The organism is Leifsonia sp. fls2-241-R2A-40a (genome assembly GCF_030209575.1).
GTDB lineage: Bacteria > Actinomycetota > Actinomycetes > Actinomycetales > Microbacteriaceae > Leifsonia.
This window is the reverse complement of record NZ_JARVRS010000001.1, coordinates 2,821,982-2,836,869: the sequence shown is the minus strand read 5'-3', so window position 1 is coordinate 2,836,869 and position 14,888 is coordinate 2,821,982. Positions and strand designations below refer to the sequence as shown.

Annotated in this window: 17 protein-coding genes; 3 read left to right on the top strand and 14 right to left on the bottom strand. The window is 70.0% G+C overall.

Translation table 11 applies throughout. The features are described 5' to 3' along the window. Nucleotides 1-167: 167 nt before the first annotated feature. From QRN40_RS14050 to QRN40_RS14035, 4 genes are all read right to left on the bottom strand, one after another. Nucleotides 168-1,013: an NAD-dependent epimerase/dehydratase family protein gene (locus QRN40_RS14050; RefSeq protein WP_285116323.1), complete on the bottom strand. Its 846-nt coding sequence runs from the start codon at nucleotides 1,011-1,013 to the stop codon at nucleotides 168-170. 35 nt (nucleotides 1,014-1,048) lie between these two features. Further along, nucleotides 1,049-1,540, bottom strand: a complete 492-nt coding sequence (def, locus tag QRN40_RS14045) for a peptide deformylase (RefSeq protein WP_285116322.1) — start codon at nucleotides 1,538-1,540, stop codon at nucleotides 1,049-1,051. A 35-nt stretch (nucleotides 1,541-1,575) separates the two neighbouring features. Next, nucleotides 1,576-2,934: a MinD/ParA family ATP-binding protein gene (locus tag QRN40_RS14040; RefSeq protein WP_285116321.1), complete on the bottom strand. Its 1,359-nt coding sequence runs from the start codon at nucleotides 2,932-2,934 to the stop codon at nucleotides 1,576-1,578. 85 nt (nucleotides 2,935-3,019) lie between these two features. Then, on the bottom strand, nucleotides 3,020-6,424 hold the full coding sequence (locus QRN40_RS14035) for a pyruvate carboxylase (protein ID WP_285116320.1): 3,405 nt from the start codon (nucleotides 6,422-6,424) through the stop codon (nucleotides 3,020-3,022). A 79-nt stretch (nucleotides 6,425-6,503) separates the two neighbouring features. Here QRN40_RS14035 and QRN40_RS14030 point away from each other — a divergent pair, with 79 nt between their 5' ends. Beyond that, nucleotides 6,504-7,313 (top strand): ParA family protein, encoded by an 810-nt coding sequence (locus QRN40_RS14030; protein ID WP_285117501.1) that lies wholly within the window; start codon nucleotides 6,504-6,506, stop codon nucleotides 7,311-7,313. A gap of 171 nt (nucleotides 7,314-7,484) precedes the next feature. On the opposite strand, the gene QRN40_RS14025 is transcribed toward QRN40_RS14030, so the two are convergent. From QRN40_RS14025 to QRN40_RS13995, 7 genes are all read right to left on the bottom strand, one after another. Beyond that, nucleotides 7,485-8,033, bottom strand: coding sequence for a MerR family transcriptional regulator (locus QRN40_RS14025; protein WP_285116319.1), 549 nt, complete (start codon nucleotides 8,031-8,033; stop codon nucleotides 7,485-7,487). Between the two features lie 133 nt (nucleotides 8,034-8,166). Next, nucleotides 8,167-8,859 carry a transcriptional regulator FtsR gene (gene ftsR, locus QRN40_RS14020; protein ID WP_285116317.1) on the bottom strand — a complete coding sequence of 231 codons (693 nt, stop codon included), beginning with the start codon at nucleotides 8,857-8,859 and terminating at the stop codon, nucleotides 8,167-8,169. After that, on the bottom strand, nucleotides 8,859-9,365 hold the full coding sequence (locus QRN40_RS14015; RefSeq protein ID WP_285116315.1) for an FHA domain-containing protein: 507 nt from the start codon (nucleotides 9,363-9,365) through the stop codon (nucleotides 8,859-8,861). The genes ftsR and QRN40_RS14015 overlap by 1 nt, the downstream gene beginning before the upstream one ends. Next, nucleotides 9,358-9,990 (bottom strand): cardiolipin synthase ClsA, encoded by a 633-nt coding sequence (gene clsA / locus QRN40_RS14010; RefSeq protein ID WP_285116314.1) that lies wholly within the window; start codon nucleotides 9,988-9,990, stop codon nucleotides 9,358-9,360. Before clsA ends, QRN40_RS14015 begins: the two co-directional genes overlap by 8 nt. A gap of 10 nt (nucleotides 9,991-10,000) precedes the next feature. Then, a complete protein-coding gene (locus tag QRN40_RS14005) occupies nucleotides 10,001-10,831 on the bottom strand; it encodes a DUF72 domain-containing protein (protein WP_285116313.1) in 831 nt (276 codons plus the stop codon). Further along, complete coding sequence (locus tag QRN40_RS14000; protein ID WP_285116312.1) at nucleotides 10,831-11,232, bottom strand: RNA-binding S4 domain-containing protein; 402 nt, start codon at nucleotides 11,230-11,232, stop codon at nucleotides 10,831-10,833. The genes QRN40_RS14005 and QRN40_RS14000 overlap by 1 nt, the downstream gene beginning before the upstream one ends. 1 nt (nucleotide 11,233) lies before the next feature. After that, a complete protein-coding gene (locus tag QRN40_RS13995) occupies nucleotides 11,234-11,698 on the bottom strand; it encodes a hypothetical protein (RefSeq protein ID WP_285116311.1) in 465 nt (154 codons plus the stop codon). A gap of 32 nt (nucleotides 11,699-11,730) precedes the next feature. Between QRN40_RS13995 and QRN40_RS13990 the strand changes: the two genes are divergently transcribed. Then, nucleotides 11,731-12,237 carry a hypothetical protein gene (locus tag QRN40_RS13990; RefSeq protein ID WP_285116310.1) on the top strand — a complete coding sequence of 169 codons (507 nt, stop codon included), beginning with the start codon at nucleotides 11,731-11,733 and terminating at the stop codon, nucleotides 12,235-12,237. On the opposite strand, the gene QRN40_RS13985 is transcribed toward QRN40_RS13990, so the two are convergent. Then, nucleotides 12,159-12,992 (bottom strand): DUF1295 domain-containing protein, encoded by an 834-nt coding sequence (locus tag QRN40_RS13985; RefSeq protein WP_285116309.1) that lies wholly within the window; start codon nucleotides 12,990-12,992, stop codon nucleotides 12,159-12,161. The genes QRN40_RS13990 and QRN40_RS13985 overlap by 79 nt on opposite strands. 173 nt (nucleotides 12,993-13,165) lie before the next feature. Between QRN40_RS13985 and QRN40_RS13980 the strand changes: the two genes are divergently transcribed. Beyond that, nucleotides 13,166-13,393 carry a hypothetical protein gene (locus QRN40_RS13980; RefSeq protein ID WP_285116308.1) on the top strand — a complete coding sequence of 76 codons (228 nt, stop codon included), beginning with the start codon at nucleotides 13,166-13,168 and terminating at the stop codon, nucleotides 13,391-13,393. 7 nt (nucleotides 13,394-13,400) lie between these two features. On the opposite strand, the gene QRN40_RS13975 is transcribed toward QRN40_RS13980, so the two are convergent. Continuing rightward, a complete protein-coding gene (locus tag QRN40_RS13975; RefSeq protein ID WP_285116306.1) occupies nucleotides 13,401-13,790 on the bottom strand; it encodes a VOC family protein in 390 nt (129 codons plus the stop codon). Between the two features lie 69 nt (nucleotides 13,791-13,859). Continuing rightward, nucleotides 13,860-14,807: a DnaJ domain-containing protein gene (locus tag QRN40_RS13970; protein ID WP_285116304.1), complete on the bottom strand. Its 948-nt coding sequence runs from the start codon at nucleotides 14,805-14,807 to the stop codon at nucleotides 13,860-13,862. Nucleotides 14,808-14,888 lie beyond the last annotated feature (81 nt).

Sequence of the window (14,888 nt, the reverse complement as noted above, 5' to 3'; positions counted from 1 at the left end):
CAGGCTCCCGTGGCGGCAGTCTCCCGAGGAGGAGCCCGGCGCTTCTGTGAATAACTCCCCCATGCACAGATCCACCACGCACCTCTCCCCGCGCGAATTCGTGACGAATCTCGCACATTCGTGACGAATCTTGCACATTCGTGACGAATCACCCCAGGGAGGGCGGCTCAGACCTCGTCGCGCCAGGAGTGGGTGGGGGCGTAGCCGAGGATGCGGCGAGCCTTGTCGATCGACAGCAGCGTGTCGTTGACGCCGAGGTCGCGCTTGAGCGGCACGCCGGGGAAGACCTCGGCCACGAGCTCGTCGTTGGGGCGGCTCATCACCGTGTCGGCGGCGGCGATGATGAAGCGGTCGAAGCCGGTCGTATCCCACTCCAGCGCGCGGCGGATGGCCTGCGCGCCGTCGCGGGCGTCGATGTAGCCCCACAGGTTCCACTTGCGCGCCCACGGGTCGTCGTCGAAGGCGGGGAACGCGGCGTAGTCCTCCGGGTCCATCACGTTCGAGAACCGGAGTGCGACGATCTTGAGCGCCGGGTCCCAGCGGACCAGCTCGATCGCCATCTGCTCCTCGAGGTGCTTCACCAGCGAGTACGTGCTCTCGGGACGCGCCGGGTAGTCCTCGTCTACGGGGATGTACGGCGGAGGCACGTCGAACGGCAGGCCCAGCACGGTCTCGCTGGACGCGTAGACGATGTTCCGGATGCCCGCTCGGCGAGCAGCCTGGAAAACGTTGTAGGTGACGCGGATGTTGTTGTGGAAGGTGGCGACATCGGGGAGGATGCCCGGCGCCGGGATCGCGGCCAGATGCACGATCGCGTCGAAGCCGTCGTGCTGGTCGTTGACGCCGAAGATCGCATCCACCGTCTGGCCGTAGTCGGTCAGGTCCACGCGGACGAAGCCCGGACCACGCTCCCCCACTGCGTCGAGGGAGACGACGACGTCCCCCGATTTCCGCAGCTCGCGCACGACCGTGCGCCCGAGCTTGCCCGACCCTCCAGTGACCGCGATTCGCATGCGGTCCAGTCTAGGCGGGGCCGTTCAGAACCCGTTCAGAACCAGTTCGACTCGCGAACCTGCTTCATCGCCTCGCGGCGGGACTCCTTGTCGAGACGGTCGAGGTAGAGCTTCCCGTCGAGGTGGTCCGTCTCGTGCTGCAGCGCCTGCGCCAGCACGCCCGTTCCGGAGACCTCGATCTCGTTGCCGTCCAGGTCGATACCCGTCACCCGCGCGAACGGGTAGCGCAACGTCTTGAACCAGAGGCCGGGGACCGAGAGGCAGCCCTCGTCCATGAGCTCCGGCTCCCCCGACACCTCGACCAGCACGGGGTTGATGACATAGCCGACCTGGCCGTCGACGTTGTAGCTGAACGCGCGCTCGTTGACGCCGATCTGCGGCGCGGCTACACCGGCCCGGCCGGGCGGGAGGACGCTGTCCACCAGGTCCTCGACGAGCCCGCGCACGCCCTCGTCGATCTCACCGATCGGGTCGGACGGCGTCTTCAGCACGGGGTCGCCGAACAGGCGGATCTGACGTTCGGTCACAGGTACTCCTCGAGGAACGGGGTCGGTCGGGCGCCTCAGTCGCGCTCGGCCGGGAGGCCCTCGACGACGAGGGCGGCCAGGGTGCGCGCCGAGAGGCGGGTCAGCGGCTTGAGGTCCTTCCACGACACCACCGAGCCGGCGGCCAGCTGCGGGTCGTACGGGACGCGGACGATCTCGCGCACGCGCGAGCGGAAGTGCGCCTCGATCTCGTCCAGCTTGACCAGGTTGGTGGCGTGGGTGGCGGTGTTGAGCGCCACGACCGCGTTGCGGACGAGCTCGCCGTAGCCGTTCGCCTCCAGCCAGGTGAGCGTCTCCGAGGCGAGACGCGCCTCATCCACGCTGCCGCCGGACACGATCACGAGGGAGTCGGCGCGCTGCAAGGTCGCCCGCATCACCGAGTGGACGATGCCGGTGCCGCAGTCGGTCAGCACGATCGAGTAGTACCGGGCGGAGAGGTCGGCGACGACGTTGTAGTCGTTCTCGTCGAACGCCTCCGAGAGCATGGGGTCGGTGTCCGACGCGAGGATGTCGAGGCGCGTCTCGTCGCGCGAAACGAGAGTCGAGAAGTCGGTGAAGCCGCCGATGCTCGCGGCCTTGTGCACGACATCCCGGACCGTCGAGCGGGTCTGCCGAGGCACCCGCTCGGACAGCGTGCCACGGTCCGGGTTGGCGTCGATGGCGATGATGCGGTCCTCGCGCGCGGAGGCCAGCGCCATCCCGAGCAGGGTCGTGACGGTGGTCTTGCCGACGCCGCCCTTGCGGGTGAGCACCGGCACGAAGCGCGCGCCGCCCTCCAACTGCTTCTGGATGCGGTGGTCGAGCTCCTTGCGGGCGCGCACCTTCGCGGAGTCGCCCAGGTTGACGGTGCGGAACGTGACGTTGTACACGAACCGCTGCCAGGGCCCCTCCGGGCCCGGACGCGTCTTGCGGTTGACCTCGAGCAGGCGGTCGGCGGTGAGCATGGCGGCCGGCTCCGGCTGCGTTGAGTGCTCTCCGCGGAGGCGGTCGCGGCGCGAGCCGGCGTACGCATCCGCCGGCGGCAACGGGGTGGCCGCGTCCGCGGACTCCCCGGCGGCTGCGGCGGCCGTGGCCGTCTCCGTCGGGCCGGTTGCGAGCCGGGAGGCGACGATCGCCACCGACACCGTGGTCGGCTCGGCGGGAGAAGCGACGAAACCGGGGTCGACCGGGACGTCGTCGATCGCCACCGCTTCCTCGTCCTCCGGCACCTGGGGCGCGGGCGCGGGCGGGAGGTCGACGGCGATGCTCAGCGTCGAGTCCACATCCAGCGATGATGCCGGCTCGAACGAACGCGCAGGCGTCAGCTCGTCGTCGGCCGGCACGAGGTCGCGCGGTTCGCGCCCCTCGGGCGTTTCGGCGTCGGGCCTGTCTGCCACGTCGTGCGTTCTCCTTCTTCCGCAGGAACCTCCCGCGACTCGTCATTGTAGGCGCCCCGCCGGCGGGGCGCCCGTTCGGCTCCGGTCAGGAGGGCTGGATGACCACCAGCAGATCGCCCGCGTCGACCTGCTGGGTCTTCGGGATGGCGAGCCGCTCGATGGTTCCGCCGACGGGGGCGGTGATCGCCGCCTCCATCTTCATGGCCTCGATCGACGCGACCGCCTGCCCGGGCGCGACGACGTCTCCGACGGCGACCTGGAGGGTCACGACGCCCGAGAACGGGGCGGCCACCTGGCCCGGCCGGGCCGTGTCGGCCTTCTCGGCCGCCTTCGACTCGACGACGATGCTACGGTCGCGTACGAACACCGGCCGCAACTGGCCGTTGAGCGTGGTCATGACCGTGCGCATGCCCTTCTCGTCGGCCTCGCCGATCGCCTCGAGCCCGACGTACAGGCGGACGCCGCGGCTGAACTCCACCACGTGCTCCGAGCCCTGCTTGAGGCCGTACAGGTAGTCGAGCGAGTCGACCACCGAGAGGTCGCCGAACAGTTCTTTCATCTGCTCGTAGATGCGGGTCGGCGCCGGGAAGAGCAGCCGGTTGAGGGTCGCGCGGCGCTCCTCGCTGGAGCCCTCGAGCGCGGACGCGTCGTCGGACGAGAGGTCCTCCACGCCGACCTTGACCGTCTTGCCGGCCAGCACCTTCGTGCGGAACGGCTCCGGCCATCCACCCGGCAGCTCCCCGAGCTCGCCAGCCATGAAGCCGACCACGGAGTCCGGGATGTCGTAGTTCTGCGGGTTCTCGGCGAAGTCGTCCGGGTCGGCCTTCACGGCTGCGAGGTGCAGCGCGAGATCGCCGACGACCTTCGAGGACGGCGTCACCTTGGGGATGCGGCCGAGGATGCGGTTCGCGGCGGCGTACATGTCCTCCACGAGCTCGAAGTCCTCGGCGAGGCCGAGCGCCTTCGCCTGCTGACGCAGGTTGGACAGCTGGCCGCCCGGGATCTCGTGCTTGTACACGCGGCCGGTGGGGCCCGGAAGTCCGGACTCGAAGGGGCGGTAGACCTGACGGACGGCCTCCCAGTACGGCTCGAGGTCTTCGACGGCGCTCAGCGAGATGCCGGTGTCGCGCTCGGTGTGCGCGAGCGCGGCGACGAGGGCGGAGGCGCTCGGCTGGCTGGTGGTGCCGGCCATGGGCGCGCTCGCCACATCCACCGCGTCCGCTCCGGCACGGGATGCCGCGAGCAGCGTGGCCAGCTGGCCACCCGGGGTGTCGTGCGTGTGCACGTGGACGGGCAGGTCGAACCGCTCGCGGAACGCGGCCACCAGCTTCTCGGCGGCCGACGGACGAAGGAGACCGGCCATGTCCTTGATGGCGAGGATGTGCGCACCCGACTCGACGATCTGCTCGGCGAGACGCAGGTAGTAATCGAGGGTGTAGAGGTCCTCCGCCGGGTCGAGCAGGTCGCCGGTGTAGCAGACGGCGACCTCGGCGATCGCCGAACCGGTCGCGAGGACCGACTCGATCGCCGGACGCATCTGCGAAACGTCGTTGAGCGCGTCGAAGATGCGGAAGATGTCGACACCGGTAGCTGCCGCCTCCCGCACGAAGGCGTCGGTGACCTGCGTCGGGTACGGCGTGTAGCCCACGGTGTTGCGGCCGCGCAGCAGCATCTGGATGTTGATGTTCGGCAGTGCCTCGCGGAGGGTGGCCAGGCGCTCCCACGGGTCCTCGCCGAGGAAGCGGAGCGCCACGTCGTAGGTCGCCCCTCCCCACGCCTCGACCGACAGCAGCTCGGGCGTCATGCGTGCGACGTACGGAGCGACGGCGAGCAGGTCGCGGGTGCGCACGCGGGTCGCGAGCAGCGACTGGTGCGCGTCACGGAACGTCGTCTCGGTGACCGCCAGCGCCTTCTGCGCGCGGAGCGCCTCGGCGAAGCCCGCCGGGCCGAGCTCGAGCAGCCGCTGGCGCGAGCCCGCCGGTGCCGGCGCGTTGAGGTCGATCTTCGGGAGCTTGTCCGCCGGCTCGATGCTCAGCGGACGGGGGCCATTCGGCTGGTTGACCGTGACGTCGGCCAGCCAGTTGAGCACCTTCGTGCCGCGGTCCTTCGACTCGCGGCCCTTGAACAGCTCCGGGCGCTCCTCGATGAACGAGGTGGACACGTTCCCGGCGATGAAGTCGGGGTCTTCGAGGACCGCCTGCAGGAACGGGATGTTCGTGGAGACACCGCGCACGCGGAATTCGGCGAGGGCGCGGCGGGCGCGCAGGACGGCGGCCGGGAAGTCGCGGCCGCGCGTGATGAGCTTCGCCAGCATGGAGTCGAAGTGCGGGCTGATCTGGGCGCCCGGGTTGATCGTGCCGCCGTCGAGACGGATGCCCGCGCCGCCCGGGGAGCGGTAGGTGGTGATCTTGCCGGTGTCGGGACGGAAGCCCGCGGTCGGGTCCTCCGTTGTGATGCGGCACTGCAGCGCCGCGCCCCGGATCTGCACGGTGTCCTGGCTGAGGCCGAGGTCGGCGAGGGTCTCGCCCGCGGCGATCCGGATCTGCGACTGCACGAGGTCGACGTCGGTGATCTCCTCGGTGACCGTGTGCTCGACCTGGATGCGCGGGTTCATCTCGATGAAGACGTGCTGACCGGCGCGCTCCCCCGCGGTGTCGAGCAGGAACTCCACGGTGCCCGCGTTCTCGTAGCCGATCGAGCGGGCGAAGGCGACCGCGTCGCGGTACAGCGACTGGCGGATGTCGTCCGACAGGTTGGGCGCCGGCGCGATCTCGACCACCTTCTGGTGGCGGCGCTGCACGGAGCAGTCGCGCTCGAACAGGTGCATCGTGTCGCCGGTCGCGTCGGCGAGGATCTGCACCTCGATGTGACGCGGACGCAGCACGGCCTGCTCGAGGAACATGGTGGCGTCGCCGAAGGCGCTGTCCGCCTCCCGCATCGCCTCCTCCAGAGCCGGACGCAGGTCCTCCTTCGCGTTGACGCGGCGCATGCCGCGCCCGCCGCCCCCCGCGACCGCCTTGGCGAAGATCGGGAACCCGATCTCGTCCGCGGCGGCGAGGAGCTCGTCGAGGTCCTTCGACGGCTTCGACGACTTCAGAACGGGGACGCCCGCGGCGATCGCGTGCTCCTTGGCCGTGACCTTGTTGCCGGCCATCTCGAGCACTTCGGCGCGCGGACCGATGAAGGTGATGCCGGCGGCGCGAGCGGCCTCGGCCAGCTCGGGGTTCTCGGAGAGGAAGCCGTAGCCCGGGTAGATCGCGTCGGCGCCGGACTCCTTCGCGACGCGGATGATCTCCTGCACGTCGAGGTAGGCGCGCACGGGGTGACCGGGCTCGCCGATCTGATACGCCTCGTCGGCCTTCAGCCGGTGCATGGAGTTGCGGTCCTCGTACGGGAAAACGGCGACGGTCTCGGCGCCCAGCTCGTAAGCGGCGCGGAAGGCTCGGATGGCGATTTCACCGCGGTTGGCAACGAGGATCTTTCGGAACATGGGGACCTTTCGAGCAGGGGTCGACACCACACAGCAAACGGTTAGGTTCTCTAACACTAGTAAAGGTAACGTGGCTGTCGTGCACGTACTCAGCGTTAGCTCCCTCAAGGGCGGTGTCGGAAAGACCACGGTGACGCTCGGACTGGCGTCGGCGGCGTTCGCGAAGGGACTTCGCACGCTGGTCGTGGACCTCGACCCGCAGTCGGACGTGTCCACCGGGATGGACATCCAGGTCGCCGGGCACCTCAATGTGGCCGACGTGCTCGCCTCCCCCAAGGAGAAGATCGTGCGCGCGGCGATCGCGCCGTCCGGCTGGACCAAGGGCCGCTCCGGCACGATCGATGTGATGATCGGAAGCCCGTCGGCGATCAACTTCGACGGTCCGCACCCGAGCATCCGCGACATCTGGAAGCTCGAGGAGGCGCTCGCGAACGTCGAGCACGACTACGAGCTCGTGCTGATCGACTGCGCTCCGTCGCTGAACGCACTCACCCGCACGGCGTGGGCCGCGAGCGACCGCGTCGCCGTGGTGACCGAGCCGGGCCTGTTCTCGGTGGCCGCCGCGGACCGTGCACTGCGCGCGATCGAGGAGATCCGCCGCGGACTCTCGCCGCGCCTCCAGCCGCTCGGCATCATCGTCAACCGCGCGCGCGTCCAGTCGCTCGAGCACCAGTTCCGGATCAAGGAGCTGCGCGACATGTTCGGGCCGCTCGTGCTCTCCCCTCAGCTTCCGGAGCGCACCTCGCTGCAGCAGGCGCAGGGCGCGGCCAAGCCCCTCCACGTCTGGCCGGGCGAGAGCGCGCAGGAGATGGCGCACAACTTCGACATGCTGCTGGAGCGCGTGCTGCGCACCGCCCGCATCGGCGAGTACGCGACCGCCCAGTCCTGAGCCGCCGACATGGCCGTCATTCGTCACGAATGGCGGCCTTTCGTGACGAATGGCGCTCATTCGTGACGAATGGGTACGAGGCTCGCGCTGGGATTCGTGACGAATGGCGGCCATTCGTGACGAACGGCGCGCATTCGTCACGAATGCGCGGAAGGGGCGGCGCGTGGGGGCCTAGGAGGCGCGGGTGCGGGCGGCGCGGCGAGCGGCGAGCTCGTCCATGGCCTCGGCCTGCGTGTCGAGCTCGACGAGGCTCGACTCCACCTCGCGGAGGACCTTGCCGACCGCGATGCCGAAGACGCCCTGGCCGCGGCTGACCAGGTCGATGACCTCGTCGTTCGAGGTGCAGAGGTAGACGCTCGCGCCGTCGCTCATCAGCGTCGTCTGGGCCAGGTCGCTGACCCCCGACTCACGGAGCTGGTTGACGGCGGTGCGGATCTGCTGGAGCGAGATGCCGGTGTCGAGCAGGCGCTTCACGAGCTTGAGGACGAGGATGTCGCGGAAGCCGTACAGGCGCTGCGAGCCGGAACCGGCGGCGCCGCGGACGGTCGGCTCGACCAGTCCCGTGCGCGCCCAGTAGTCCAGCTGACGGTAGGAGATGCCGGCTGCGCGGGCGGCGACCGCACCGCGGTAGCCGTTCACGTCGTCCATCTCGGGGAGACCGTCGGTGAACAGGAGTCCGAGGTCGTACCGAGCGCCGTCTTCACGACTCAGTTCGCTCATGGTGTTCGCCTCTCGCCCGGGTTGCGGATCTCGCGTCGCATCCGCGTCGCTTCATCCACGGTACTCATGCGGGGGTCGCCGGGCAACGACATCCGCTGTTTCGGCTCCGGCGTGTCGAGTGGGCGCGACCGTTTCATGGCCGCAGACGCGCGATGGACGAGCGGATGATGCTGCCTCGGACCACGTCGAGCTGCGCCGCGATCTCGCGCGCCAGCTCGGCCGTCCGGGCTTTGCTGCTGACGTCGTTGCGGCGGGCGATGGGCACCAGCGCCGTCTCGATCAGGCCGATCTCGCGCTCGGCGGCCGCACGGAAACCGCGCAGGTGCCGCGGCTCGATGCCGCTGCGACGCAGCTCGGCCAGTGCCCGCAGCACCGTGAGAGCCTCGTCGCCGTAGACGTCCGAAGCGGCGATGAGCGACGTGCTGATCGCCTCCTGCAGGAGCTCGGCGTCAGCGCCGGCCTCGCGCAGCAGTTCGTCGCGGCGGTACCGGCGGGAGCCGGCGAGGATGGAGCCCGCGGGAGCGGTGCCGGGGAATGCGGGGTCGAGCCCCGCATCCACGTCGGCGAAGTACTTCTTGATGACCTTCAGCGGCAGGTAGTGGTCGCGCTGCATGGCGAGCACCGCCCGCAGCCGCTCCACATCGTCGGGCGAGAACTTGCGGTAGCCGGAGGCGGTACGGGACGGCGAGACCAGCCCGCGTTCCTCCAGGAAGCGCAGCTTCGACGACGACAGGTCGGGGAACTCGGGTGTGAGCCGAGCGAGGACCTGGCCGATGCTGAGCAGGGCCGGAGCACCATCGGCGGCCCTGGTGGCCGGCCGGGCCACTAGCCGTTCGCCGCTGCGGCGAGGTCGTGACGCGACGCGTAGAACGTGAGGCGGAACTTCCCGATCTGGACCTCGGCGGAGTCGGCGAGCAGCGCGCTCTCGATGCGGACGCCGTCGTAGTACGTGCCGTTGAGCGAGCCCAGGTCGCGGACCTCGAACGAGGTGCCGCGGCGCGTGAACTCCGCGTGGCGACGCGACACGGTCACATCGTCGAGGAAGATGTCGGCGTTCGGGTGGCGGCCCGCCGTGGTGACGTCGGCGTCGAGGAGGAAGCGGGCGCCCGCATTCGGCCCTCGCCGCACGATCAGCAGCGCGGAGCCGGACGGCAGGGCCGCGATCGCCTCCTGCTCCTCCGGCGAAACCTCACCTGAGGGGTACATCTTCGAGATGAACTCCTCGCCGAAACGCGCGGTCGTGTCCTCATTGCCCGCCGCGTCCCGGAGGGGGCCCCGGGCGGCGTCGTCGGCTCCGCCGGCTGGGCCGTTCGGGTTAATGTCTTCAGGCACCGTCTACCTCCTTGCGGTCCAGCGTATCCGATCGCGCGCCGGTGTCATCGGCCGGAAGGCGGATTACCCGGGCCGTCTCCCTGATGTACACGATTCCGGCCCACCAGTACAGGAACGCGCCCCACAGCGCGAAGGCCCAGCCGAGCGGCAGGGAGAAGGGTGCGAGCGGTGCGAACGCCTCCCCCAGCATGAGCAGCGGGAGCGCGCAGAACAGGCAGAACGTGGCCGCTTTTCCGAGGTGGTGCACCGGGAGCGGGCCGAATCCGTGGTTGGCGAGGATGACGCCGAGGATCGCGAGCATCACATCCCGCGCGATGATCACCCCGAACAGCCACCAAGGGATGACCTCGCGCCAGCACAGCCCGATGAGCGCGGCGAAGATGTACAGCCGGTCGGCGGCGGGGTCGAGCAGCTGGCCCAGCCGGGAGATCTGGTTCAGGCGCCTGGCCAGGTAGCCGTCGAGGAAGTCGGTGATGCTGGAGAAGACGAGCACCAGCAGGGCGAGGCCGTCCTGGCCGGTGATGACCAGCCAGAGGAAGACGGGCACGAAAGCGAGCCGGAGAAAGCTCAGCACGTTCGGGACCGTCCAGACCCGTGAACTCACGGCGGTGCTGTCACCCTCCACGTCTTCGAGTCTAGTGATGGCGCGGCGTCCACTCGGCGAGCCGGTCGCGCAGCCCCATCGCGTCGTAGGGCGCGCGCACCTTCACGTCGTTGTCGAAGTAGGCGTACACGTCCATGCCGCGCTGCAGCCATCCGCCGAGTTCGGCCGCCCAGCGGTCGAGCGACTCATCGGTGTAGCCGCTCGTGTACAGCTCCTCGTCGCCGTGGAGGCGCACGTAGGCGAAATCGGCGGTGAGGTCGCGGATGACCGGGTACCGGCCTGCGGTGTCGGCCAGCACGATCGCGACCCCGTGCGCCCGTGCCAGCTCGGTGAAGGCGGGCACGTCGAAGGAGGCGTGCCGCACCTCGACCGCGTGCCGCAGCGGGCGATCCTCGCTCACCGCGGTGTGCGTCCTGTCCTCGTCGAGGGTCGTCTCGCCCGCGAGCGCCGCAGCCTGGGCGGTGGTCCTGGGCAGCAGCGCGAGGAACGCATCCACCTCGTCCGGCTCGAACTGCAGCGTCGGCGGGAGCTGCCACAGCAGCGGGCCGAGCTTGTGGCCGAGCGCGAGGACGCCGGATGCGAAGAAGTTGGCGACCGCCGTGCGCGCGTTCTTGAGCCTCAGGATGTGCGTGATGTAGCGGCCGCCTTTGACCGAGAAGACGAACTGGTCGGGGGTGTGCTCGGCCCAGGTCCGGTAGCTCGTCGGCCGCTGCAGCGAGTAGAAGCTGCCGTTGATCTCGATCGAGTCCAGGCGCTCCGACGCGTACTCCAGCTCGAGGCGGTGCGGCATCTTGGGCGGGTAGAAGACCCCGCGCCAGGGCGCGTAGGTCCACCCGGAGATGCCGATGCGCGCCAGCGCCATCAACGGCCCCGGAGCTGTTCCAGCAGGCGGCGCTCCCTCTTGGTCGGCCGGCCGGCGCCGCGCTCCCGCAGCACGGCCGCGGGCGTCTCGGTGCGCGGAGGGGACGGCGGGGTGCGGTCCTCGAAGCAGTCGGCCGCCATCGCAGCGCTGACGCGCTTGGTGATCAGGCGCCGGGCGATGTAGATGCGCTCGGTGTCGCCGACGAAGGCGCGCACCTCATCCCCCACCTTGACCGGCTGCGCCGGCTTCGCCCGGTCGCCGTTCACCTTGAGGTGCCCGGCCTTGCAGGCGTCCGATGCGGCGGAGCGGGTCTTGAACAGACGGACGGCCCACGCCCACGAGTCGACGCGGACGCTGGACGGGCCACCCGTCGAGCCGGTGTGCGGGGAGGTGCCGGGCATGTCACACCGCGGCGGGCTGCGGGCTCTCGTCCGCCAGCGACGCCTTCCACTTCACCAGGCCGCGGACGGTGCGGCTGCGATCTGCGGCGAGCTTCTCCATCACGTCGGCGGGGACGAAGTAGTTGACGGCGACCCAGCCGCGCACGGTCTCGGACCGGTCGTCCGCGAGCTCCCGCAGGAGGTCGCAGGGGGTCGCCTCGTTCTTCGCTACACAGCCGCGGACGCCGGCGTCCGGATCCTTCGCGAGGGCTTCGATGACGTCGGCTGGGGCGTGGTAGCTGCTGGCGACCGCCTCCCGGATCTTCGGGTTCGGGTCCGTCGCGAGCAGGCGCAGCCGACGGATCTTGCTCTCGGTCACCTCCGGCGCGGGATGCAGTGCTGCCGCCTGTTCGGCGGTGAGCATCGCCGGCCGGTGGTCACGCATGGCCGCACGCTGTGCGGGGGTGTTGAACCGGATGCACGACATGCTCCCACCGTAGCCCGGGTTACCGTGTTCTCATGGAAACTCTGCTCGCGCGGCTCGACCGGATCGCCGGCGGGCGCCACGCCGGCTACACGGTCCCCGAGAGCGGCCGCGAGCATCCCCGGACCCGCCGGGCGTTCACCGTGGTCGGCTGGCTGCTCGCCGCGGAGCTGGTGATCGGCCTGACCGCCGTGGTCGTCGCGCTGGTGCTGACGCTGCACGGCGTCCGCATCGCCTTCCCGGTGTGGATGCGCTCGGTCATCGTCCTCGGGATGACGGTCACACTGTTCTACTTCGCCTGGCGGGCGCGCAAGGGCTACTACTGGGCGTACTCGCGCCTCCGGCTGTTCGCGAAGATCTTCCCGGTGATCACGCTGGTGATCGCGGCGATCCCGGGGCTCTACCCGCTCTGGATGGTGACCGAGCAGATCGTGTTCAGCCTCATCCTCATCGGAGTCGCGGACTACCTGGACTCCGACCACATGCGCGCCGTGTTCCCGCGCCCCGGGAACCAGGGCACCACCGGCGACGTCCGCGCCTGATACGCGGCGTACTCCGGGTAGCGGGAGCGCGTGATGCTCTCAGTGAACACGGTCGAGCCGATGAAGAGGCCGGTCAGCAGGAGCGGTCCGATCACCGTCCACTGCAGGATCGAGCCGGCGGCGACGCACCCGAACAGGAACACGACCCACCACTGCGCCTGCTCGAAGAAGAAGTTGGGGTGGCGGGAGAAGCGGAACAGCCCTGTCTGCAGGAAGCGCGGCGACGGCTGACGCCCCGCATCCGTCTCCCACTTCTTCCACTGGTGGAACCGCCACTGCTGCTGGTCGGCGATCGTCTCACCGGTCAGGAAGGCGACGAAGAGCGCGGCCAGGATGACGTCGAGCGGGCTGAGCGGGGTCTGGTGCTGGTAGGCCGTCCACGCGGGCAGCGCGATGAGCAGCAGCAGGATGTTCTGGTAGATCACGATGAAGAACAGGTTGAACAGAGCGAATGCCGCGGGGCGCATGCGCCCGCGCAGGACCTCCCAGCGGTAGTCCTCGCCGCCCGGCCGGTAGCCGCCTTTGCGCGCGAAGTTGAAGGTCAGCCGCGCACCCCACAGGGTGACGAGCACCGCCATCAGGTCGAGGCGCGGGTCGGCGAGGCCCGCGGCGCCGGCGAAGACCCAGACGTAGACCACCGGCACGAGGGACCAGATGCGGTCGACCCAGGAGTGCTCCTTGGTGACCAGCGAGAGCACCCAGGTCGCAGCGCACGCGACGACCAGGATCCAGAGACAGACGACGATGGGCTCCACGAGCACATCCTAGGACCCGGGGGCGCCGGCGGGTTCGTCGGCATGCGGTGCATCCACCGTTGGGGGGGTCGCGCTCTCCGCGATGCGCGCCTAACCTTTCCGGCGTGCCGTTTTCAACGCCGAGGACCTTTCGGGCGGTCCTTCTCCGCGATGACGGGGAGATCCCCGAGACGTTGACCCTGCCCACCGACGTGGATGTGCCGCCGAGTCGCATCCGGGTGCCGTCCGAATTCGCCGGCGCGTCGGCCTTCGACGTCTTCGAACTGGTGGATGACCGCGGCTGGCCGGAGGAGGCCACCTTCCAGTTGACGTCGACCGTGCCGCGCTCCACCGACGATCTGCCGTCGGACCGGGACCGCCACGAGGCGGACGATCTCGACAGCGACGACGAGCCGGTCTGACCCGCCGTCAGTTCTGCAGGACGGAGACCACGTTCCCGGCCGGGTCGCGGAACCAGGCGATGTCCGGCCCGCGGTCCGCCGCTCGGCCGCGCAGCACGCCCTTCTCGTCGGTCGGCAGCTCCGGGTCGTCGTAGATCGCCGTGGCGACGCCCTTCGCGTTGAGCTCGTCGACGGCCGCATCGATGTCGTCCACGACGAGGTTCAGGACGGTGAACGTCGCGGGCGTGTGATCGGCCTTCGGGTAGATGAAGACGTGACCGCCGGAGGGCAGCTCGAGGTCGAGGTTGCCCATGGCGCCGTCGGAGACCGCGAGCCCGAGCGTCTCGCCGTAGAAGGCCTTCGCCGCGGGGATGTCGTTCACGCTGAAGCCGCTGAAGATTTCGAGAGGGGTGACCATGGCGTCCACTCTGCTCGCGTCGGGCGCCCGGTGTCTATAGGGCGTCCCTCGCCCGAGCGACCGCGGCGCTCAGACGAAGCGCACGGCCTCCTGCAGCCGGGTCCGCAGCTCGAACGCCCGGTCGACGCTCTCGCGTCCGGCGGCGTTCGCGCCGTCGCGCAGAACGCGCGGGAGCAGCGACCGGCGGACCAGCATCGAGCCGGTCAGCCGTCCGCGGCGCACCACGTCGAACGGCACGTCGAGGTCGGCATCGGGCACCACGATGATGTATCCGGTGAACCGGACGCCGGCCTGCCGGCCGAAGCTCTTAGCGGCGTGGTACAGGTCGTGGAACGGCTCTTCGTCCGGGTCGATCGACGCGCCGACGACCTCGCCCTTGGCGAGTTTCACCGGGCCGCCCCAGTCGGCGGACCGGATGGCGAACAGGCCGGCGGGGCCGAGCACGATGTGGTCGATCTTGGCGTCGGTCGACGGATGGACGGCCACGTCGTTCCAGATGGTGAAGCCGATCCCGAGGCCGGTGACCGCGCGGGCCGTCGCCTCCTCGGCGAGCGCCACCGCGAGCAGCTGGCGGATCTCGCGCGGCGCCGAACGGACCAGCGCAGGGTCGTAGGGGTCGCGGTCGTCGGTGCCCCGGCCCATCCACTCGCGCATCAGACCGAGGAAGCGCTCGCGGGACCGCCCGCCGGGATGGCCGTAGCTGCGGGCCCGGACGGTGGCGCCGCGGGACGAGCCGTGGGTCGCGTGGAAGGTTGCGCTGAAGCCGCCGCCCGCCGACTCGCCCAGCACGTCATCCACTCCCGCGCTCTCCCCGCGGTCGTAGCGCGCGCGGTCCTCGGGGTCTCCGACGAGCTCCCACGCCTGCTGCACCGCCTGGAACGCGGCCGCGGTGCCGCCCGTGTCGGGGTGCGTCTCGCGGAGCAGCCGGCGGTACGCCCGGCGCAGCTCATCGTGACTCGCGTCCCGGCGCACGCCCAGCACTTCGTACGGGCTCGGGGCGGCCGGTGAGTCGCTCATCGCTCAGTGTTCGCTTTCGGTTCTCGCGTGCGTGGGACTCCGACGATATCGCGCGGATCCGCGAAATCGCCGAATCCTAAT

What these genes read in the sequence shown, in the direction of transcription:
- QRN40_RS14005 (WP_285116313.1), bottom strand. Translation starts at nt 10,831, where the DNA reads ATGGCGCTGGCGCGCATCGGCATCTCCGGGTGGACCTACGCGCCCTGG.
- QRN40_RS14000 (WP_285116312.1), bottom strand. Translation starts at nt 11,232, where the DNA reads ATGCCCGGCACCTCCCCGCACACCGGCTCGACGGGTGGCCCGTCCAGC.
- QRN40_RS13970 (WP_285116304.1), bottom strand. Translation starts at nt 14,807, where the DNA reads ATGAGCGACTCACCGGCCGCCCCGAGCCCGTACGAAGTGCTGGGCGTG.
- QRN40_RS14025 (WP_285116319.1), bottom strand. Translation starts at nt 8,033, where the DNA reads ATGAGCGAACTGAGTCGTGAAGACGGCGCTCGGTACGACCTCGGACTC.
- QRN40_RS14050 (WP_285116323.1), bottom strand. Translation starts at nt 1,013, where the DNA reads ATGCGAATCGCGGTCACTGGAGGGTCGGGCAAGCTCGGGCGCACGGTC.
- QRN40_RS13975 (WP_285116306.1), bottom strand. Translation starts at nt 13,790, where the DNA reads ATGGTCACCCCTCTCGAAATCTTCAGCGGCTTCAGCGTGAACGACATC.
- QRN40_RS13995 (WP_285116311.1), bottom strand. Translation starts at nt 11,698, where the DNA reads ATGTCGTGCATCCGGTTCAACACCCCCGCACAGCGTGCGGCCATGCGT.
- QRN40_RS14035 (WP_285116320.1), bottom strand. Translation starts at nt 6,424, where the DNA reads ATGTTCCGAAAGATCCTCGTTGCCAACCGCGGTGAAATCGCCATCCGA.
- QRN40_RS13990 (WP_285116310.1), top strand. Translation starts at nt 11,731, where the DNA reads ATGGAAACTCTGCTCGCGCGGCTCGACCGGATCGCCGGCGGGCGCCAC.